Annotated in this window: 19 protein-coding genes; 9 read left to right on the forward strand and 10 right to left on the reverse strand. The window is 54.6% G+C overall.

Annotation, left to right across the window (positions count from 1 at the left end):
* Window positions 1-16 precede the first annotated feature (16 nt).
* From GCE01_RS13905 to GCE01_RS13945, 9 genes are all read left to right on the forward strand, one after another.
* Window positions 17-1,582: a D-aminopeptidase gene (locus tag GCE01_RS13905; protein WP_099213321.1), complete on the forward strand. Its 1,566-nt coding sequence runs from the start codon at window positions 17-19 to the stop codon at window positions 1,580-1,582.
* 151 nt (window positions 1,583-1,733) lie between these two features.
* Entirely contained in the window at window positions 1,734-2,936 is a 1,203-nt protein-coding gene (locus tag GCE01_RS13910; protein ID WP_099213357.1) for an aspartate aminotransferase family protein, read from the forward strand.
* Between the two features lie 41 nt (window positions 2,937-2,977).
* On the forward strand, window positions 2,978-3,907 hold the full coding sequence (gene argF, locus GCE01_RS13915) for an ornithine carbamoyltransferase (protein ID WP_167386171.1): 930 nt from the start codon (window positions 2,978-2,980) through the stop codon (window positions 3,905-3,907).
* Window positions 3,908-3,954: 47 nt separating this feature from the next.
* Window positions 3,955-4,836, forward strand: coding sequence for an Hsp33 family molecular chaperone HslO (gene hslO / locus GCE01_RS13920; RefSeq protein ID WP_099213358.1), 882 nt, complete (start codon window positions 3,955-3,957; stop codon window positions 4,834-4,836).
* Window positions 4,833-5,885, forward strand: a complete 1,053-nt coding sequence (locus GCE01_RS13925; protein WP_099213323.1) for a hypothetical protein — start codon at window positions 4,833-4,835, stop codon at window positions 5,883-5,885. The genes hslO and GCE01_RS13925 overlap by 4 nt, the downstream gene beginning before the upstream one ends.
* Window positions 5,886-5,904: 19 nt before the next feature.
* Window positions 5,905-6,732 (forward strand): hypothetical protein, encoded by an 828-nt coding sequence (locus GCE01_RS13930; RefSeq protein WP_099213324.1) that lies wholly within the window; start codon window positions 5,905-5,907, stop codon window positions 6,730-6,732.
* Window positions 6,733-6,853: 121 nt separating this feature from the next.
* Window positions 6,854-7,579: a gluconate 2-dehydrogenase subunit 3 family protein gene (locus tag GCE01_RS13935; protein WP_099213325.1), complete on the forward strand. Its 726-nt coding sequence runs from the start codon at window positions 6,854-6,856 to the stop codon at window positions 7,577-7,579.
* Between the two features lie 12 nt (window positions 7,580-7,591).
* Window positions 7,592-9,370, forward strand: coding sequence for a GMC family oxidoreductase (locus tag GCE01_RS13940; protein ID WP_086633091.1), 1,779 nt, complete (start codon window positions 7,592-7,594; stop codon window positions 9,368-9,370).
* Window positions 9,367-10,683, forward strand: a complete 1,317-nt coding sequence (locus GCE01_RS13945) for a cytochrome c (RefSeq protein WP_099213326.1) — start codon at window positions 9,367-9,369, stop codon at window positions 10,681-10,683. Before GCE01_RS13940 ends, GCE01_RS13945 begins: the two co-directional genes overlap by 4 nt.
* A gap of 46 nt (window positions 10,684-10,729) precedes the next feature.
* On the opposite strand, the gene GCE01_RS13950 is transcribed toward GCE01_RS13945, so the two are convergent.
* The 10 genes from GCE01_RS13950 to GCE01_RS16710 all read right to left on the reverse strand — a co-directional run bounded on the left by GCE01_RS13950 (window position 10,730) and on the right by GCE01_RS16710 (window position 19,202).
* Window positions 10,730-11,950, reverse strand: coding sequence for a glycine-rich domain-containing protein (locus GCE01_RS13950; RefSeq protein ID WP_244591230.1), 1,221 nt, complete (start codon window positions 11,948-11,950; stop codon window positions 10,730-10,732).
* A 35-nt stretch (window positions 11,951-11,985) separates the two neighbouring features.
* Window positions 11,986-12,672: a hypothetical protein gene (locus GCE01_RS13955; RefSeq protein ID WP_099213328.1), complete on the reverse strand. Its 687-nt coding sequence runs from the start codon at window positions 12,670-12,672 to the stop codon at window positions 11,986-11,988.
* A gap of 3 nt (window positions 12,673-12,675) precedes the next feature.
* Window positions 12,676-13,914 (reverse strand): hypothetical protein, encoded by a 1,239-nt coding sequence (locus tag GCE01_RS13960; RefSeq protein WP_099213329.1) that lies wholly within the window; start codon window positions 13,912-13,914, stop codon window positions 12,676-12,678.
* Between the two features lie 44 nt (window positions 13,915-13,958).
* Window positions 13,959-15,098, reverse strand: a complete 1,140-nt coding sequence (locus tag GCE01_RS13965) for a baseplate J/gp47 family protein (RefSeq protein ID WP_099213330.1) — start codon at window positions 15,096-15,098, stop codon at window positions 13,959-13,961.
* 42 nt (window positions 15,099-15,140) lie between these two features.
* Complete coding sequence (locus tag GCE01_RS13970; protein ID WP_099213331.1) at window positions 15,141-15,500, reverse strand: phage tail protein; 360 nt, start codon at window positions 15,498-15,500, stop codon at window positions 15,141-15,143.
* Window positions 15,497-16,120 (reverse strand): baseplate assembly protein, encoded by a 624-nt coding sequence (locus GCE01_RS13975; RefSeq protein ID WP_244591231.1) that lies wholly within the window; start codon window positions 16,118-16,120, stop codon window positions 15,497-15,499. Before GCE01_RS13975 ends, GCE01_RS13970 begins: the two co-directional genes overlap by 4 nt.
* Entirely contained in the window at window positions 16,117-16,902 is a 786-nt protein-coding gene (locus tag GCE01_RS13980) for a hypothetical protein (RefSeq protein WP_244591232.1), read from the reverse strand. Before GCE01_RS13980 ends, GCE01_RS13975 begins: the two co-directional genes overlap by 4 nt.
* Window positions 16,903-17,174: 272 nt before the next feature.
* Window positions 17,175-17,384 (reverse strand): hypothetical protein, encoded by a 210-nt coding sequence (locus GCE01_RS13985; RefSeq protein WP_099213333.1) that lies wholly within the window; start codon window positions 17,382-17,384, stop codon window positions 17,175-17,177.
* Between the two features lie 6 nt (window positions 17,385-17,390).
* Entirely contained in the window at window positions 17,391-18,308 is a 918-nt protein-coding gene (locus GCE01_RS13990; RefSeq protein ID WP_099213334.1) for a hypothetical protein, read from the reverse strand.
* A gap of 18 nt (window positions 18,309-18,326) precedes the next feature.
* Window positions 18,327-19,202, reverse strand: coding sequence for a hypothetical protein (locus tag GCE01_RS16710; protein WP_145995803.1), 876 nt, complete (start codon window positions 19,200-19,202; stop codon window positions 18,327-18,329).
* Between the last annotated feature and the right edge of the window lie 158 nt (window positions 19,203-19,360).

Raw genomic sequence — 19,360 nt, forward strand, 5'->3', positions numbered from 1 at the left:
GGTCATCATTCGAGCCATGAGCGACTCTCTTTCAGCCCGCCTCGAGGCGGCTGTCTCCGCCCTTCCTGTCCGTTTTCCTGGCCCCGGTGGGGCTGTGGCTGTCGTGAAAGATGGCGAGGTTCTTGTCCGTCACACATGGGGCTACGCCAATGCAGAGCGGCGCCTGCCGTTCACCCCGTCTTCCCTATTCCGCATGTGCTCCATCACGAAGCAGTTCACCTGCGGCGTATTGCTGGATCTTTTCCAGGACCCGGCGGAACTGGATGGAGATGTGGACGACCGGTTGCCGCAACTGGATGAGCCCGCGCCAGGCGCGCTTCATCTTGCACACAACCAGTCAGGCCTGCGTGACTACTGGGCTGTGGCGATGTTGCATGGCGCACCAGTCGAAGGATTTTTCGGGGATCGGGAAGGACGTCGCGTTATTGATGGCACGCGTACGCTCCAGTTCCAGCCCGGTACGTCTTACTCCTATGTGAACCAGAACTTCCGCCTGCTGTCTGACATTCTGGAAGACAGAACAGGGCGGAATTTCGCTGAACTGCTTCAGACGTCCATTTTTAATCCCGTGGGCATGGAACGGGCTATTCTGGCTGCCGAAACACGCGCCATGCCGGACGGGACTGTTGGATATGAAGGAACCGTGGAGAGCGGCTTCCGCCCGGCTGTCAATAACATCTGGTGGACCGGGGATGCAGGTCTGGGCGCATCGCTGGATGACATGATTGCCTGGGAGCGTTTCATTGATGCGACGCGCGATGATCCTGACGGGCTTTACAACCGTCTGACAACGCCGGTGACCTTCCGTGATGGTGAAGCAGCACCTTACGGATTTGGGCTGCAACGGACATCACTTTTCGGACGTGATGTGACGATGCATGGTGGCGCGCTTAGGGGCTGGCGGTCCCACAGACTGCACGTCGCGTCTGAGCGTCTGTCTGTTGTTGTGATGTTCAATCATATGTCGCCTGCACAGGTTGCAGCGGGACAGATCCTGGCAGCAGCACTGGGTGTTCCCTATGAGCCGGATCGGACAACACAGCCGCCTCATGAATTGTACGGCACGTTCATTGAGCGAGAGACCGGGCTATCCGCGCGAATCGATCCCGCTCCCGGCGGAGCCAAGCTTCGATATCTGATGGTACCGGAAATGCTGGAAGGTGTTTCCGCCTCGCGGGCTGAAACACCGGGCGTCCAGATTGTTCGTCAGGGAGACGAAATCCGGATGGAGCGGCCGGGTGAAAACCGCGTAGGCATTCTCACCGCCTGTGACGAAACTGCCGGTGAAGACATCGAAGCACTTGAAGGCGTTTATCGCTGTGAGGAGCTGGATGAAGCGGAAGTCACCATCGAACTGGCAGGTGGCGTGGTCTATGGCGGTTTCTCAGGCTTTCTGGGCAATGGCCGGATGGAACCGCTCCAAAGGCTGGCACGGGACGTCTGGGTTTTGCCGTGCCCTCGGGCGCTCGATCATACGGCACCGGGCGACTGGACGCTGCTGTTCGAGCGGGATTCTTCAGGCGTCAACACGGTGAAGGTCGGGTGCTGGCTAGCGCGGGATCTGATTTACAGGCGCGCCTGACAACCGTTCTTTCCCCGCAAGGGGTTTGACGGATCGTATTTCTGCCGCACAGTATGTGTCTGCGGAATCTTTGGCCCTGCCCCGGGCGACCGGGGCAGGGTTTTCCGATTCTGCAGCTTTCATTCACCCTGATCCAGGATCGACGATCATCATGATCTCCTCCCTCATGCCCAATTACAAACGTGCCGACCTTGCTTTCGAGCAGGGCGAAGGCGTCTGGCTGACGGCATCGGACGGGCGACGATATCTGGATTTCGGGGCTGGTATTGCCGTCTCTTCGCTGGGCCACGGCCACCCGAAGCTGGTGAAGACCATTGCGGATCAGGCCGCGAAGGTCATGCACGTCTCGAACCTCTACCGTATTCCGCAGGCTGAAAAGCTGGCGGATCTTCTGGTGAAGAACTCATTCGCGGACTCTGTGCTGTTCTGCAACTCGGGCGCTGAAGCGAACGAGGGCATGGTGAAGATGATCCGTCGGGCGCAGTTCGAGAACGGCCATCCCGAGCGCACGCGCATTCTTTGCTTTGACGGCGCGTTTCACGGTCGGACACTGGCCATGATTTCTGCGACCGGAAATCCTGCCTACCAAAAGGGGTTTGGGCCTGTTGTTGAAGGGTTCGACCATGCGCCGTTCAACAATACCAACACGCTGCGCGCAGCTATTACGCCGGAAACTGCCGGCATTATCGTGGAGCCCATCCAGGGTGAAAGCGGCATCAAGCCCGCGTCTGAAGTCTTCATGAAGGCCTTGCGCGCAGTCTGTGACGAGCACGGCATCTATCTTGGCTTCGACGAAGTCCAGACCGGTGTTGGTCGGACAGGAAAGCTGTTTGCGCATGAATGGTATGGCATCAAGCCGGACGTCATTTCCATTGCCAAAGGCATTGGTGGCGGCTTCCCGCTCGGGGCTGTTCTCGCAACGGAAGAGCTGGCCAAACATCTGACACCCGGTTCTCACGGAACGACGTTTGGCGGCAATCCCTTGGCTTGTGCGGCAGGAACGACAGTTCTGGAAGAAGTTCTCAGACCCGGCTTTCTGGAGCATGTCTGCGCGGTTGGAGAGGCCTTCGACGGCATGCTGCGGGATGTCGTGAAGCGTTCACCGGGCGTTTTTGACGATGTCCGCGGCATGGGTCTGATGCGTGGTCTGCACTGCGTTCCGCCTGTTGGAGAGGTGATGCCGCTCGTAACAGCCGCCGGGCTTCTGACCGTCGGTGCGGGCGATAATGTGCTGCGTCTGGTGCCTCCGTTGATCGTGACGGAAGAAGACTGCCAGGAAGCCTGCAAGAAATTGATCGAAGCTGCCGAAGCATATGTAGCAGCCCATAAGAAAGAACAGGAGAACGTGTCGTGAGTCTGGCAATTGCCCCCCGGACAGCAGGAACGGACCAGCAGATGCCACGGCATTTTCTTGATATTCGTGATTTCAGCGGCGACGTAATCCGACAGATCATTGATCTGTCGGCCCGCATCAAGGCACTCCAGAATAATCGTAAAAATCCGCTACATCCGGACCGTCCTCTTGAAGGGCGTACGCTCGGACTGATGCTGGCACAGCCTTCCACCCGTACACGTGTTTCATTCGAAGTGGGTATGGGGCAGTTGGGTGGCCAGGTGTCTGTCCTGTCGCCGGGCGATATGCAGCTTGGCCGCGGGGAAACCATTGCAGACACGGCGCGCGTTCTGTCGCGCTTTCTGGACGTAATTGTTCTGCGAACGGGCACGGACGAGAACCTGCGCGAGTTGGCAAAGTGGAGCACGGTTCCGGTCATTAACGGTCTGACGCCGGTCTCGCATCCTATCCAGATCCTGGCAGACGTACTGACATTTGAAGAGCATCGTGGCCCGATTGCGGGAAAGACGCTTGCGTGGATTGGGGACGGCAACAACGTAGCCACTTCCCTGATGGAAGCGGCAGCTCTGCTCAAATTCAATGTTCGTCTGGCAACGCCAGAGGGTTTCGCGCCCAGTGAGCGTGCTGTTGCCTGGGCACGCCAGAACGGTGCCTCCATCGAGGTCTTCCAGAACCCTGCCGAGGCTGTCGTAGGCGCAGATGCTGTGCTGACAGACACTTGGGTCAGCATGGGGGACAAGGATCGCGATCAGCGTCTTTCTGCTTTCCGTCCTTACCAGGTGGATGCAGCCCTTATGGCAAAAGCTGCACCCGATGCCCTGTTCCTTCACTGCCTGCCTGCCCATATCGGGGAAGAAGTGACTGCCGAGGTGTTCGAAAGCCCGGCGTCTGTTGTTTTTGACGAGGCGGAAAACCGCCTTCATACGCAAAAGGGCCTGCTTCTCTGGGCTCTTGGAAGAGAGAACGGGTGATCGATACACCGCCATTCCTTGACAGGGGACGCCCCAACGTCCCGAACATGGTCGTTTCAGGGGGGATTGTGCCATTTCATCTGGCACAGTCTCCCGTCCGCGGACGCCTGATTCGACTGGGAGCACTGGCAGACGCCATCCTGTCACGGCATGATCTCCCGGATGCTGTTTTGACCATGGGTGGGCAGGCTCTTGCATTGGTTGCGGGCATGGCGTCTGCCTTGAAATTCAAGGGATCTTTCTCCCTTCAGATCAAGGGAGACGGCCCAGTCTCCATGCTGCTAGCTGATGCCACAGACACAGGCGATCTGCGTTTTACGGCCCGACTTGCGGAAGATGCTGACCCTGCAGCGCTACCGACATCCCCCAAAGAGTTGCTTGGTAACGGCTACCTCGCCTTCACGATCGACCAGGGGGCGGATATGGACCGCCATCAGGGTATCGTGGAGCTGACGGGTGAAACCCTTTCTGAGATGGCCGTCCACTATTTTCAGACCAGCGAGCAGCATGACTGCTGGATCCGGCTGTTCTGCCTCAAGACGGTTGACGGCTGGAGTGCCAGTGCTCTGGTGCTGGAACGGATCGCAGATGAAGGCGGCATCGAGAATGCTGCTCAGGCTGAGGATGCCTGGGAAACGGCCTGCACGTTTGCCGAAACATTGCGGGACCAGGAAATTTTTGACGAAACGCTCGAAAGTGGTGATCTGATCTATCGTCTGTTCGGGACGTTAGACGTTCAGATTGCTACACCACGCGCTCTGGCTTACGGCTGCCGTTGCTCCCGGGCACGACTTGCCTCAGTTCTGGAGCGCTTTGGCGAAGACGATCTGGATCACATGGTGGAAAACGGCGCCATCACGATGAACTGTGAGTTCTGCAACGTCGGCTTCCGTTTCACCCGTGATGAGCTTGGAGAAAAACCTGCATGACGCTTCCACTGCTCGACGGAATCAGGATCGACGGCCTTCCCGTCGAACAGCTTTATCCAGGTTGGATAGCTTTGGAGCGCCACCCGGTTGTTGGCCAGTTCGAAGTTATTCTCTTCCAGGATGAGGACAGCGGGCGACAAGCCTGCTGGTGGATTGAGGAGGGAGCCTACAAGGGCAGCCATGTCATGGCGCTTCGCCCGGATGTGCAAAATCGCCTTCTGACGGGCATGGACCCGGTATTCTGGCCATTGGCAGAAGGTGTTCTCGGTGGTGACATCCGGGACGATGCCACCTCTTTCAGAACTGACCTGCCTTCAACAGCTTTTCGGGAGCTGTCGGGCCTCTGGTTGGGACGACATGCGCCCCATGCAATTTTCATTGCTGCCGGACATGCGGACAGCGGCGAAGCCCTGACCTGCCCTGATGGGAAGCCCGTGGCTGAAGGGCGGATGAAAGCACTTCTTTCAGCTCGCAGAGGAACGGACGTTCTGGTCGTGTCCTCTCCTTTTTCTGCAATGCCTGTACGGGCGCAGATTGAAATGAAGCTGGGCACAGCAACTGCTTATCGCTTCCACGATGCACTGGAAAATTCAGTTTTCTACCTTGTGTGGAACGAAGCAACACCGGGAAACCGTCCATCATTTTACTATCCAGGAGGCCCACTCCTGATTAGTGACGACCCGTCAGGACCGTTGATTCCTGGCTGGATTTTAGAATGGTTTGCACGACATTCCGGACATGCCGATGTCATCAGAGCTGCACGTCCTTTCCTTCCGGAAGATTTTGGTGTCGGTCAGGCGTCTTCGCTACGGACGCCCCGCGTTCCTCAGGCGGCTCCGGCTGCGTCGGTTGTGAAACCGACTGATCCTGAGCCAGAAAAGCCTTCTGATAACAGTCCGGAAGTGACGGAAATTCGAGAAGCAGAGCCTGTTCAACGTCGGTCTTTTTTGCCGGAGCTTCCGTTAGAGCCGCCTCCGGTATTACAGTCACCGCACAAGAAGGGGCTGTTCGGGCGTTTCAAGAGCCTATTGGGCCGCGACGACCAATAAGATCATGGGGAATAGCGTGATGGGTGTACGGTACTGGTTCGGAGCAGTCGCTCTGGGATTATCACTCGGTCTTGCGGGTTGTGCAGATGATGAGCCAGCGCAGACATTCCCTCCCGCAGACTACAGCTATTTGTCGCAATTGCACCTGAATGTGGCGACAATCAACATTCAGGATGAAGCTGTTCCATCCCCAGGTTCCCTGAGTTCGAAAGCCCCTACGCCCCCCGATCAGGCCCTAAAACAAATGGCTAACCAACGACTGGTTGCCAGTGGACAGCAGGGTCAGGCAACATTCATCATTAAACAGGCTTACATTTCTTCAGAGGGCGAGAATGCGATCTCAGGCGCCCTGGATGTGCAGCTGAATATTGCCGATGCGGGAAATCTGCATACGGGATATATCCATGCACGGATCAGCCGAAAGCTCGACACCGGCACCAAAAGCGCTACATCCCGCGCCTCTCTGTATGCCCTGACCAATCAGATGATGCAGGACATGAATGTTGAGCTTGAGTTTCAGGTCCGTAAAAAACTCATGAGCTGGATGACAGATGCGGTAGGAAACCCTCTGGTTGATGGCGGCGTGAAGCAACAGGCTCTTGATGGACCAGGCAGTACCGCATCAGCTGCTCCCGCCAAGCCTGTCACACAGGATGTTCCAGCCGCAGTCACAAATACGCCAAGCGTTGCTGCCCCCGTTCAGTCCAGCATTCCAGATGCAATTTTCCCGACGGGCGCAGGGGATGACAGCACAGCCCCTGTAACAGCAGCACCGAAGCAGAAATCTCCTCCTGCAGGTGTTCTGCAACTTCCATCTAATGGGAAAGCCAGCGATTCAGCAGGGTAAATAGCGCTCATCGCTAAATGATGATCGAAAGTTCTCTGGCATTGCGACCTCTACCCGTCCTATGGGGGTCTGATATCTTTTATTCCGGATATGTTTGTTTTCCGAATATGACCCTACCCTTATGCTGGAGAACAGTGTGCCTTCGACGGAACCGACCGTGACCCGCCCTCTTCGCCGCAGTTTTGTCAAAGGCCTGCTTGGGTCCACATCCTTCTGGATGGTTGGGGGCCATGCCCACTGGGCTGAAGCCCTGGCTGAAGAATCCCAACAGCCATACCACCCTTCCTTCTTCACACCTGACGAGTACCGCCTTCTGGAATCCGCTACGGAACGGCTTTTTCCACAGGATCAGCATGGACCAGGTGCGCGTGCCTTGGGTGTTGCAGAATTCATAGATCGTCAGATGGAGACGCCCTACGCACAGGGAGACAACTGGTACATGTCAGCCCCTTTCGTACAGGGCCCGGCTAATCTCGGTTATCAGCTGCCGTTTGTGCCGCGCGATTTGTATCGTAAAGGCCTTCAGGGACTGGACGCCTATACCCGCCAGCAACATGGAAAATCCTTTCCGGATCTTCCTGTGGCGGAGCAGGACGCTATTCTGACGGCACTGGAAGGCGGCTCTGTCTCGTTGGGAGATATTCCTGGCCGCGTTTTCTTCGAGCAACTCCGAACCAACACCCTTGAGGGTGTATTTTCTGATCCTCTTTATGGGGGCAACAGAGGATTGGGCGGGTGGCTGATGCTGGGCTTCCCGGGTGCTCGGGCCGATTTCATGGACTGGTTCAATCAGGACGGCGCAGCCTATCCATTTGGTCCGGTTTCGATCTCAGGTGAAACGGCCTGAGGGGCTTAAATCATGACAAAAAAACACGTAGATGCCATCGTGGTCGGAGCTGGATGGGCTGGTGCGATCATGGCGAAAGAACTGACCGAAGCCGGACTGTCGGTCATCATGCTGGAACGCGGCTCCGAGCGTACGACGCCGGTAGAAGGCGCTTACCCGGAATCCATCGATGAACTGCGGGGGGCAATTCGCAAACGCCTCTTCCAGAATCTTTCCCAGACGACAGTCACAGTCCGCAATACCATTGACCAAACTGCACTGCCCTATCGTCAGTTAGCAGCATTCCTACCAGGCGAAGGCGTTGGGGGGGCAGGGCTACACTGGTCAGGCGTCCATTTTCGCGCTTCGCCAGAAGATCTCAGGCTTCGTAGTTCAGTAGTGGAGCGTTACGGCGAGAAGTTCATTCCTGAGGACATGAACCTTCAAGATTACGGCGTGACCTACGCAGAGCTGGAACCTTTTTTCGACAAGGCCGAAAAGGTTTTCGGGACATCTGGCGAAGCCTATCGGGTCAACGGCAAAATTGTCGGAAACGGTAATATCTTTGATGGAGACCGGTCGGATAATTTCCCGCTCCCGGCCATGAAAGACACCTTCACAGCCTCTACCTTTCGGGACGCGGCTTCCCAGGTAGGCTATCATCCCTATTCTCTGCCCGCAGCCAATGCATCCCGCCAGTATACGAACCCGTATGGCTGCCAGATGGGGCCCTGCAATTTTTGCGGGTATTGCAGCGGATATGACTGCTACCTCTACTCAAAAGCGTCTCCGAACGTGAATGTTCTGCCTGCTCTCCGGCAGGATCCTCGGTTCACTCTTATTTCCGATGCGCACGTTCTTCGTGTCGACTTGGACAGCACCAAGAGCAAGGCAACCGGTGTCACGTATCTGGAGACCAAAACGCAGAAAGAAGTTTCCCTCTCCGCTGATCTCGTCATTCTGAGTGCGTTTCAGTTTCATAACGTCCATCTGATGCTCCTCTCGGGCATCGGAAAGCCGTATGATCCTGTTCAGAACACAGGCACAGTTGGGCGGAACTTCGTTTACCAAACCATTACGTCGTCGCGCATCTGGCTTCCACCGTCCAAATATACCAACCAGTTCATTGGTGCAGGTGGCGTTGGTGTCGCATTTGATGACTTCAACAGCATGAATTTTGATCATGGCCCGCTTGGCTTCATCGGAGGGTCTCCGGTGTGGGTCAATCAGGCCGGAACGAAGCCGATTGCCGCAGCCATCGGGACGGGCGGCGGGGGCACCCCACGATGGGGCTCAGCGTATAAAGGCGCTCTCATCGACAGTTATAAGCACTCTATCGGGGTGGATGCCCATGGCAGCAACATGGCCTATCGAGATGTTTATCTAGACTTGGACCCGACATGGAAAGACGCCTACGGCCTGCCCTTGCTTCGCATGACTTTCACGTGGAAAGATAACGATATCCGCATGAACCAGTACGTTGTCAGCAAGATCGAACCACTGGCAAAAGCCATGGGCGCCACGAAGACCAATCTCGTTCATCTCAATGCTGGCCAACCTTTTGACACGCGTCACTATCAAACCACTCATCTCGGCGGCGGCGCAGTTATGGGCACAGATCCCAAGACAAGCGCGCTCAACCGTTACCTTCAAAGCTGGGATGTTTCGAACGTGTTTGTCATCGGCTCCAATGCTTTTCCGCAAGGGATGGGATATAACCCCACAGGCACAGTCGCGGCCCTGGCCTATTGGGCGGCCTACCACATCCGTACAACCTATCTGAAATCTCCTGGTCCATTGGTGAAGGCATGAAATTTTTTCCTTTTCTGGCCTTCACCAGCAGCGTCCTGTTCTTCAGTTACGATGCCTCAGCCAATGATGAGAAATCTGCCCTGATCGAAGAGGGCCGCTATCTTGCCGCCGCTTCTGATTGCGCAGCCTGCCATTCAATTCATGGGAAACCGGAATATTCTGGAGGAGTATCGTTTTCTCTTCCGATCGGTACAGTTCATTCCACGAACATTACCCCCGATATGGAGCATGGGATCGGAAAATATTCAGAGGCCGAGTTTGGAAAAGCCTTGCGAGAAGGCATCCGCCGAGATGGTGCAACACTTTATCCCGCAATGCCCTATCCATCCTATGCCCGCCTGACAGATCATGACGTCCACGCGCTCTACGCTTATTTCCACGACGGTGTTGAGGCATCATCCGTCGCAACACCGGACAATGGTATTCGCTGGCCGCTTTCCATGCGTTGGCCGCTGACATTCTGGCGCTGGATGTTCTCTCCTGCCCCAGTCAAGGCTCAAGCCAAGACGCTTCAGACATTTAGAGATCCACAGATAGCCCGCGGAGCTTATCTGGTGGAAGGTCCAGCACATTGTGGAGCCTGTCACTCGCCACGTGGCCTTGCAATGCAGGAAAAAGCTCTTACAGCAGCCGATAGCGAGGCCTTTCTGTCAGGTGGAGTAGCTGTCGATGGATGGGTCCCAACCTCGCTTCGTCAGGAAAACCGAACTGGCTTAGGTCGATGGAGCGAAGAGGACATCGTCGCGTTTCTTAAAACCGGACGAAATATGCAGGGAGAGAGTTTTGGTGCCATGACGTCTGCCATTGTTCATGGCACGCAGCATCTTTCTGCCGCAGATCTTCTTGCGATGGCCAAATATCTGCGCACTCTCCAGCCTTACGACAAAACGCAGAAAAACTGGGTCTATGACCCGGCGTCCACCAATACTCTGCGTAGAGCAGACGTTTCCGCGCGAGGGGCAAAAGTCTATATCGATAATTGTGCAGCCTGCCACAGAACAGACGGCAAGGGATATCCTGCCGTCTTTCCGCCGCTTGCGGGTAACCCTGTTGTCATGGGAGAAAATCCGGCATCGCTCGTTCACATCATTCAGAGTGGAGCAACATTACCGAAGACCAAGACAGCCCCTTCTGCCTTTACGATGCCGGATTTCATGCATCGCCTCAGCGATCAGCAGATCGCAGATGTCACAACGTTTATCCGTCATGCATGGGGAAACAACGCACCTGCTGTCAGCCGAGAGGACGTTGTAAATCTGAAAAAAGACATGCCGCCGCGCAATATGGTGGACGGCGAAATTTCATTGAACTGATTCTACGTAACGAGGGGAACACCCATTTGAGGTCCCCTCGCCTGCCTTACGGCAGAAAACGATACATAACACACCCGGAATAACCAGCGCCGCCCGGCGAATGCGTTCCATCTGCAGGTGTAGAATAAGAGCCCCCGCCGCCGGCACCAAAATGGGTGCCATTGCGCCCTCCTTCGTTTCCGCACCGGCCGCCGCCGCCCCATGGGCCGCTACCGCCGTAACCTGCAAAGGTACTGGAATTCGTTTGGCCATCTCCTCCCGAAGTCCCAGTCTGATTCCAGACAGTGCCGCCTGACGCTACGCCACCTTCACCACCTGCAGAGCCCATGGCGCTATAAAAATAGCCACCCTGCCCTCCACCAGCCTGTAGCAATGTTTGCCCATTGTAACTGACAAGGGAGGTGCCGCCCGTCTGCTCCGATCCGCCACCTGCGCCAACTGTCACATTCAGTGCGCTACCAGTCGCGAGGCTGACGTCATAAATCCCTGAGGCATCTCCCCCACTGCCACCGCCGCCACCTGAAAATGATCCATTCAGTGTCATGGAATTAGACGATGCGCCCCCGCCGCCGCCGCCCACAACACGCAACTCCACACGGGACGCCCAAACTGGAATGGAAACTGATGCATTGGCTGTGACAAGCTGTAGAGGCTGCATAGCGGCACGCAGCAAAGTCTGCGTCGCCAATTCAGGAATTGTTGGCCAAAAAACCTTCCCTGCCTGCGGCTGTACGCCAGAAAGAGACGTGGCTCCCTGAGGCACATTCAGAGTATATAGCCCAACAATTGCGCTGCCGGGCGGCACAGCTGGTGTATCTGTCGAAACAACAAAAGAAAGACCTGCCTGTCTCCGCGTTGGCAAGGCATTTCCGTCGTTATTCATGCCCGCCTGCGTCTGGGAGGGGTTTGAGGCATTGAAAAACGGGAGGACAGTCTGATCGACATCCTGTTCGGTACAAAGAGCGAAAACCGTATATGTCGCGCCAGTTCCTGGAACAGAAACCGTTACATCCTGATCACTTGAATACTGGCAAGTTGTAGGGGTTGCGTCCGCGCCATATCCCCCACCGGCGCCCCCGAGAAATGCGGCATCCATAGTCCCTGGTGCCGTAATGGACCCTGCCCCGATTGTAACAGACAGACCGGAGGTAGAAGGCATACAAATCAGACCCGAAGCAGCTGTCACATCCCGGCCATAAAGCATATCAGACAGATGACCGAGCGCCGCCTTGCCATATCGCCCTATTCGCAGCAGATCCGTATCCATTGGAATTGATCCTGCGTATACAATTGCCCGATCCATTATTTGCTCACCTTGGCCCAGCCGGTTATGCCGCTGGCTGCCGTTTTTTCAATTGTTTGGTAAATTACGTGGGCATCAGCGGCGTGCCCCAGCGCTGTCTCCACGAAGAACTGTCCACCGTGCCGGCTGCCGTATCGCAACCCTGCGCTACCATATCCATAACCTCCACCACCGGCAGGAGCGGCAAGTGATGCCAATGCATGGCAATCCGCTGCATTCAGAGGTTCGAGAATAGTGGGCGCGACACCCGTGACTGACAGCAGCGCGTTGAAAACAGACTCACGCGTATTCTTTTGCGCCACCAGAGAGGACACGATACGGGTGCGATAGTCCCTGTCCAGCTCCGAAGTGCGACGCGTTAAACCAGCCGGTCCAAAATAATCAGCCGCCAACATATCCAGAAATGGGCCACTCATCGTTATGAGGCGTGTCTGCTTCTGACATTCATCAAGTAATGTCCATATTCCAGCCAGAACGGCTGAAAATCCCCTCAGAACAGCGACAAGAACTGGTGCAGTTTCCTCTTCCAGATCTTGAGGCGCTGCTGGGAACCAGCCGACAGGCAGAAGGCTTCTCAACCTCGACGCAAAATCATCGACTGATCCAGGAACCACCCCCGTATCCAAAAGAATTTTCCCATCAGTCGCCTGAAAGACCAATTTCTGACGGTCGTACAATCTGGCCATGCTTCAACCTCCAGCCTGCTCTGGAGTCATCAGCGGGATACGATAATCCGTTCCATTGACGCTGATATGCAAAAAGCCTCCCCCCACTGTGGCGGGAAGTGTGCCTGCCGCATTCGTTACCGGGGAAGAGATTTGCAACTGCCCTCCCTCTTCCGGAAACAAACCAAGGTTTGACGATCCGTTTTCGCCACTTTGCACATACAGACCAGCCGCCTGAGTGCCTGCCCCAGGTTGGACCTGCAACGTGTTGTTGGGTGCCACAGCACTTGCGACTGAAAACAGTGTCTGTCCTTCGATATTGCTGAACAGAATTCCATTATCGACAAAATCCTGTCGTACGCCCTTGGAGCGCTCTGTCACGGTAGAACGGACAAATGCTCCAACATTACCACCAGAGACCCCACTAACAACTTCCGGCGTATGCCACTCCAGAGCATGATTACGCGCAAGAGACAGGGCAGAGGCATATCCATTATCTGTCCCGTTTGTGCCGCTTAAAGCCGTCGCGCCGAAAACAATACCGACCTGCCAGGCGTCAGGGTTTGAAACAAAAACGACCCCCGCAGCAGCATCGGAAGTACCCGAAGTCTGACCACCACCCGCACCGAGCTGAATGCCATAAACACCACCGCCGACATTGGGGGCATAAGGCGTAGACTGACCAATCGCCAAGCCACCAAAATTGACCGCTTCAAGTTCCATGACGAAAGTCGGTTGATAATTCACACCAGCCAGGCGCCACGCTTCTCCATAATAAGCGTAGGCTGTCGTGGTCGTAGGTGCAGAAATGTCATCAGCGACACCCCATGACGCAATGCCGATCGTACTTGGTTGAAACCCCAAAGTATCTGGTGCCGTTTTTGCATCAGATGTCCGGGACGCTGCTACAAAAGCACTATTACCAAACTGGGCTACCGAGGCACATTGCGCGTCCTGCAAGGCCCAGGGCCCAATCGAGGTGGCTCCCATTGTCTGGGACAGCCAATCGTTTTTAGATGCTGCATCCCGATCGCTCAGTCCCGGATTAGCGGCAGCATCCCCGATCAGAACACGATCAGCAAAACGGCTGATTTTTGCTCCTTTATCCTGATAGAATGCCCCACTCGGCTGGGAAACTGCTGGAGCACCTGCAATCTGGGAAGCCGTTGCAGTAACGGTTTGATGACCGCTGGAATCTGCCAGCACCAGAACTTCATCGCCCGTCAACGTATCAAGCCGCGGGTATGTATTGAAAACAGGCATAGCCTTCCTTCTGCCCCGATACAGTTAGCAGGGGGCCTGTTTGGTCAGTTCTGAAGAACGTTGATCTGAATTGTGCCGACTGTCAGTGCCTGCTCGCCATTCGCAGCAATATCGGCTTGCCCGCCATTCAGGCGGACATCCAGAACGGAGGTAACCGTCACACCGGCCCCGACATACGCTAGATATGACAGACGGCTATAGGCATAACCTGCACCAACTACTGCGCCTGCAATGTCCAAGCTAAGGGCATTCTCAATCGCTGTTGCAGCCTGCTGAACCACAACCGACATTGGCACGACGACTGTCATGGACACATTAACCGCGAGCGTCTGGGGAGGTCTGACGGCAAAGCCGACTCCCAAGGCCCGAACAACGTCAACAGCCTCATAAACCTGTGTCAGGAGCGCGTCCGATGGCGAGCCACTTCCATCATTCACGACGACCGTAAAATACCCGGTCTGCACAGTTCCATCAGCCGCAACGCCATCTCGAAGCGAACTCGATAATCCTGTCTGAACACCCGCAACAGCATTCCCGACGGCTGCTCTGCACCCAGATGCTTTTGCAGCAAGCCACAGAGGAAAACGCGCACGGAGCTGTGCATCCGTTTCCTGATCTGCACCGTTAAGAAAAGCCGCTGGATTTGTAACAGTATCAATGCCTGAGATAGCTGTGCCCATCAGACAGAGCGCACCGACAGACACGTTACCATTTGATCCTGCAACCTGACATTGAACTGGAACCGATATGCTCTGCATGTCCGTCTGCCGAACATACCCGCCTGCAACGTCGGACCAGACAGGCAGATTGCTATCTTTGATCACTGCGAATGACAGGCCGGAAACAGTGCGGACAATGGCTCCTGGCACAATCACTGCCGATTGCTGGGATGGCGAAAATGACATCATCGTCACCATCCCGGTCGATGCCGTTCCAGGTAAACGCATCATCCCGAAATCTTCTACAAAACTGTCGCAATCCTCAGCAGAGGATGTTGCCAGACGTGTGCGGAGCAAGGTTTGTAAAATAAGATATTGCAGCCATAATCCTATGCCACCGACACCTTCCATCAGTGCCCGCACGGGCGATCCAACAGAGCCATCCAAAAGCTGCGCACAGGAAGACTGCGCCGTCGCCACGGCGGTGGAAACCGTCGTAGCAAACGAGCGAAGAGAAAGAGACATTACGTCCTCCGGAAGCGCAGAACATAGCTCTGCGCTTCTTGTTTAGGCGGAAAAATCCACTGTTTGCTGCTGCCCCGTGTCAGCATCGACATAGGAGATATGGCAAAGGCAAAGCCCGTTATCGGCAGCACTCACAGTCACATCAACAGAATGACCGGAATCAACTCCAGGGTCCTTGATAACCTGCACCCGAATAGCAGCTTGCATGACGGCCGGAACAACGACTTCCCCAACCATGCTTTGCAGACCCACCCCGTATTCCGGCTGCCAGATGTAATCACCAGGATTGGTTAACAAGCGCCTTAAAAGCCTCTGGCGTGTTTCGTCAGCCCCGGAAATAACCTGTAAGCCACCGTTCTCCAGCAGCAGATCACCGCCACACAAATGACTGATGGCACTCATCCAACAGGTCCCCCTGTCGTCTGGCTACCCATCAGATGTACGTGCTGCGTCAACGAGTGCTGATCTGTTTGAATATCGCCACCAGAAACCTTCAGACCATTTGCAGAAAACGCAGCCGTTACGTCGCCTATCGTCAGTGAAATACCACTCTCTGCAATATGTAAGCGCGCATTGCCTGCCCCTAGGATAACCCCGTCAGAGCCAATCTGACACCAACCAGCCTGAGGATTTACATCACCAACCTTGCCGTTTGTATCTGTTGGAGGTGCACCGCACCCTGCCCTGATCAGCATGGTCCCTGGCTGAATAGCCTGCCCATCAGAGGGAGAGACGGGCGCAGTCACAACCGTGTCAAAAACAGCCCCAATAGCAATCAGATGCTCACCATCCCCTTCAAGGGGTAACAAGGCAACGTGGGTCCCTGGTTCAGATGGACAAGAAACACGCAGATTTCCGGCCTGTACGCCCCCCACATCAGGTATCCAACCAGTTTCCACATTGTCAGGCTGGATACGAACCTTGATGGCATGGTTCGAAGGATCAACTGCGGACACAATTCCAAGGACAGCGTGTGCGCTTCGGTTCGCAAGGGCGGCAGCTAGCATTCGCGTATCACTCATGCCCCACTTCTCCGGCTACGCAAAACCACATGCTGAATAAATCCATCATTCACAGAAAATCGGGAAACAACCTGATCCACACCCAGCGTCTGCTCCGTTGTCCCCAGTGAAATCTTTATAAATTGCCGCGGGCGCAGCCTTATAATACCAGGCATTGAAATACGGACTGACATTGCATGTGCAGAAATACGCTCATACTTACCACGAGCCAGCCGACGCAGATCTTCCAAACGACGGCCCGGCACACGAAAGCTGTGGAGTACAGTCACACCTGATGGTGCATCCTGGGAAAATGTTTTGCCATCATAATAAATATGCGTACTGCTTCTCTGTCGAGAATCCCAAGATGCCATATGCACCACAATACCCGTAAGCAATTGAAGATCTCGAGAAACATCTGTCTCGAATACGGCATTTCGAACATCAATAATTTCAGCGGTGTCGTCATTTACGTAAGACGGCTGACAGACAAGCGTTTTCCCATCCGCATAAAGATCACACAACGCATCCCTCGCAACGGCAAAGGCCAGATCTGCCGCCGTCTGAAAGCGATGCTGTGACAGAAGGGCCCCCCTCTTATGCTCTACTTGCCAAAACTGACCCATCATATGGTCAGAGCCATCGTCAGGAAGCGAAATCCGGGCCGCAAGTGCTGCGCTTCTGGCAATATCCTGCAGCAGATCAGATCCCGTATGGTTAAGCCAGGAATTCTGCACGCGAAGGTCTATAAGTGCCGCAAGAGCATCCCGACACTCCATTTCGACAAGAGAATGCTCGTCCACATTCCGGACGTGATCTGCACGCCCTTGAAATAGAATAGTCCATCCTGAAGAAATTTTAGTGTCCTTGATTTCAACAGAAATCCACGGGCTTGAAGCTGTATCTTGTTCAAACCAGAACGGTGCCTCTCTGACCCTCTGCCTCTTTATTGCGAACGTCAAAACTGCCGTATCGCAAGACTCATATCTATTAGAATCCAGTTCGAAACTTTTAAGCGCAAGATCCGGATTTTCTATTCCATCCCATAAAATTCGAACTTCGATCTGGCGTGTGGTCATCCTCCCTCCTCATTGGGAAGCCCTGATGAGAACGTAAGGCCTTTCATCGGAATTTTCAGGGGTTGGACTGTTTCAACTTTGCTTAAATCTGGATCTGATAGCCCATTGGTCTGAGCAATTCTCCACCACTGGCAAGCATCTCCCAGTTCACGCGCGGCAACATGAAACAGCGAAATATCAGCTGCCGTTACAACAATACTTTTCATAATTCCTCACGCGTGCACTATCGGCAATTGCCCGGAAGCACCTTGAGAACCACGGACATACGCCAGAGAATGATTAACCAGACCGCCAGTATCTGATGCTGCACTAAGCAAACCGGCACTCCCGGCAACTGCACCCAGAGACGATGTATCCGCAATCGCGACACTTTCCAGATTGCTTCCTGTGCTCTCCATGATGGACATCAACCCACTCCCCGCGGTCGTAAGCTGATGGGATATCGCTGCCATACCGGACGGAGTAGCCGCAAGATTAGAACCACTCTGACTCAAGGTATTTGCCATACCCAGAGCATCAACAACCTTGGCCGCAGCTCCCCCCGCCCCTACTAAAGTGGCCAATGGCATAAGCTGGCCTACGATGGAATTAACTTGCCCAGTGCCTGTAAAAACGCCTTCCGAAATACGCGCTACCATATCTGAAACAGTCTTGAGCCCACTCTCAGTATCATTTCCTAGAATGCCTGTGAGTGAACTTTGGTCTGTCCCAAAATCAGTGGCTTCCGCTGGCCGTTCCAACGTCAGTTCATAGGAGCAGACAGCCCCCTTCGCTTCATATGAATAAACAAAGCGAGCAATCCAAACATCACTTGCCATACCTGCCGCAGAAAAAGCGACAGGCTGGCCCGAAATCCGCATCCGCTCCACGGCTTGCGCTCGGACCTGTGCGTTCGGCCCTAAAAAACGTCCTCGCAATTCCAGTCGGCCAGGATCGTTTCCAAGCGTATCAACAACACGCTCGCCTCCGGGAAGCCTATGCACGACCATCATTTGATGGCCACCAACCTCAAGTCGGTCAGGAACTTCAATACCGCTCAGTACAAGTGAGCCAAGGGTAACCGGTGCAGACGTCCCTAAACGGCCGATGGAACCGATAACGTTTTCAATGGCAGAGAGCGTTACACTCATTGCAGCTCTCCTCTAACCTCATCCAATTCCAATGCTACAACCTGGATATTGGGGAAATTGAATTTCATCGACGCCTCCCGTTGCACGTCGCGCAGAAAGACGGCTCATTTTTCCAAAACCGCTTATGTCTTTGCGCTGCTCTTCACCCAAAGGGGGCATTCCTGATCGGGAGGAGTGAAATGTGTGGGGTAAGGTATTTTCTTCAAATTCAAGCTGCCGTATCCGCCCCAATTTTCCCAACGATATTGGAAGGAACTGTGATGAAATTTCTGAACAACCTTCCGGGTCTCGCACACCAGATTTTAGAACAGGGACAGACCGGGTATTGATTGCTGACTTCCAAATATCAGGGCGAGAACCCGCTAAATCTGGCGTATTACGGGAAAAAACATGAGGTGCCACGCGGCAGTGCTGCCCCGGGCTTCTTGCAGAAAAAAAATTCTTCGCCGGTGAGGCCGCGCTTAATCTTCCCGGCTTGATAAAAAAATTTTCCGTGCCGCCCAACTGCATATCATCGCGAATTTTTTGCGATACAGCTTGGCCAGATTTCTCCAATTTAGTTTGCAAAATATGCACGATACTTTCTTGCTTAGGCCCGATTTTAAAAATGCTGCTTTTATTTCTTACAAGCTCTGGAGCGTTTTCTAATATGCCTTCGACATGTGTCTCAGGCACACCTTCCGAGAAGTAAAAGCGCCCAACTGACGTCGCGCGAGACATTAAAGAAGCCATCGATAATTTCGGGAAATCCAAATTTCCTTTTTCGCGGCTCTTAACAAAACTCACTGTGGGAATGACAGCCGTCCTTCCCTCTAGCAAAGATCGTCGCAACACGTTCAGGGAAAACAACATTCCTGACGAAAGAACGCCTTTCCACAATTTATCCGTATGCATGCCTATTCTCGGTACTGTCTTTGGTCCCAGTCAAAGACATGACCTGCACGCTCTGCCGTCACAACACACGCAGCCATCCGCCTTGCGCGAGACCACGACTTCAACAAATTCCATGGCACCCCATGATCCAGAAGGTAAAGCATCTCCTGAAACGCAGA

This window comes from Gluconobacter cerinus, assembly GCF_002723935.1.
In the GTDB taxonomy this organism is placed as follows: Bacteria; Pseudomonadota; Alphaproteobacteria; order Acetobacterales; family Acetobacteraceae; genus Gluconobacter; species Gluconobacter cerinus.

What these genes read in the sequence shown, in the direction of transcription:
- GCE01_RS13950 (WP_244591230.1), bottom strand. Translation starts at nt 11,950, where the DNA reads ATGGATACGGATCTGCTGCGAATAGGGCGATATGGCAAGGCGGCGCTC.
- GCE01_RS13960 (WP_099213329.1), bottom strand. Translation starts at nt 13,914, where the DNA reads ATGCCTGTTTTCAATACATACCCGCGGCTTGATACGTTGACGGGCGAT.
- hslO (WP_099213358.1), top strand. Translation starts at nt 3,955, where the DNA reads ATGGTCGTTTCAGGGGGGATTGTGCCATTTCATCTGGCACAGTCTCCC.
- GCE01_RS13935 (WP_099213325.1), top strand. Translation starts at nt 6,854, where the DNA reads ATGCTGGAGAACAGTGTGCCTTCGACGGAACCGACCGTGACCCGCCCT.
- GCE01_RS13910 (WP_099213357.1), top strand. Translation starts at nt 1,734, where the DNA reads ATGATCTCCTCCCTCATGCCCAATTACAAACGTGCCGACCTTGCTTTC.
- GCE01_RS13945 (WP_099213326.1), top strand. Translation starts at nt 9,367, where the DNA reads ATGAAATTTTTTCCTTTTCTGGCCTTCACCAGCAGCGTCCTGTTCTTC.
- GCE01_RS13975 (WP_244591231.1), bottom strand. Translation starts at nt 16,120, where the DNA reads ATGAGTGATACGCGAATGCTAGCTGCCGCCCTTGCGAACCGAAGCGCA.
- GCE01_RS13930 (WP_099213324.1), top strand. Translation starts at nt 5,905, where the DNA reads ATGGGTGTACGGTACTGGTTCGGAGCAGTCGCTCTGGGATTATCACTC.
- GCE01_RS13940 (WP_086633091.1), top strand. Translation starts at nt 7,592, where the DNA reads ATGACAAAAAAACACGTAGATGCCATCGTGGTCGGAGCTGGATGGGCT.
- GCE01_RS13965 (WP_099213330.1), bottom strand. Translation starts at nt 15,098, where the DNA reads ATGTCTCTTTCTCTTCGCTCGTTTGCTACGACGGTTTCCACCGCCGTG.
- GCE01_RS13955 (WP_099213328.1), bottom strand. Translation starts at nt 12,672, where the DNA reads ATGGCCAGATTGTACGACCGTCAGAAATTGGTCTTTCAGGCGACTGAT.
- GCE01_RS13990 (WP_099213334.1), bottom strand. Translation starts at nt 18,308, where the DNA reads ATGAGTGTAACGCTCTCTGCCATTGAAAACGTTATCGGTTCCATCGGC.
- GCE01_RS13985 (WP_099213333.1), bottom strand. Translation starts at nt 17,384, where the DNA reads ATGAAAAGTATTGTTGTAACGGCAGCTGATATTTCGCTGTTTCATGTT.
- argF (WP_167386171.1), top strand. Translation starts at nt 2,978, where the DNA reads ATGCCACGGCATTTTCTTGATATTCGTGATTTCAGCGGCGACGTAATC.
- GCE01_RS16710 (WP_145995803.1), bottom strand. Translation starts at nt 19,202, where the DNA reads ATGCATACGGATAAATTGTGGAAAGGCGTTCTTTCGTCAGGAATGTTG.
- GCE01_RS13970 (WP_099213331.1), bottom strand. Translation starts at nt 15,500, where the DNA reads ATGAGTGCCATCAGTCATTTGTGTGGCGGTGATCTGCTGCTGGAGAAC.
- GCE01_RS13905 (WP_099213321.1), top strand. Translation starts at nt 17, where the DNA reads ATGAGCGACTCTCTTTCAGCCCGCCTCGAGGCGGCTGTCTCCGCCCTT.
- GCE01_RS13925 (WP_099213323.1), top strand. Translation starts at nt 4,833, where the DNA reads ATGACGCTTCCACTGCTCGACGGAATCAGGATCGACGGCCTTCCCGTC.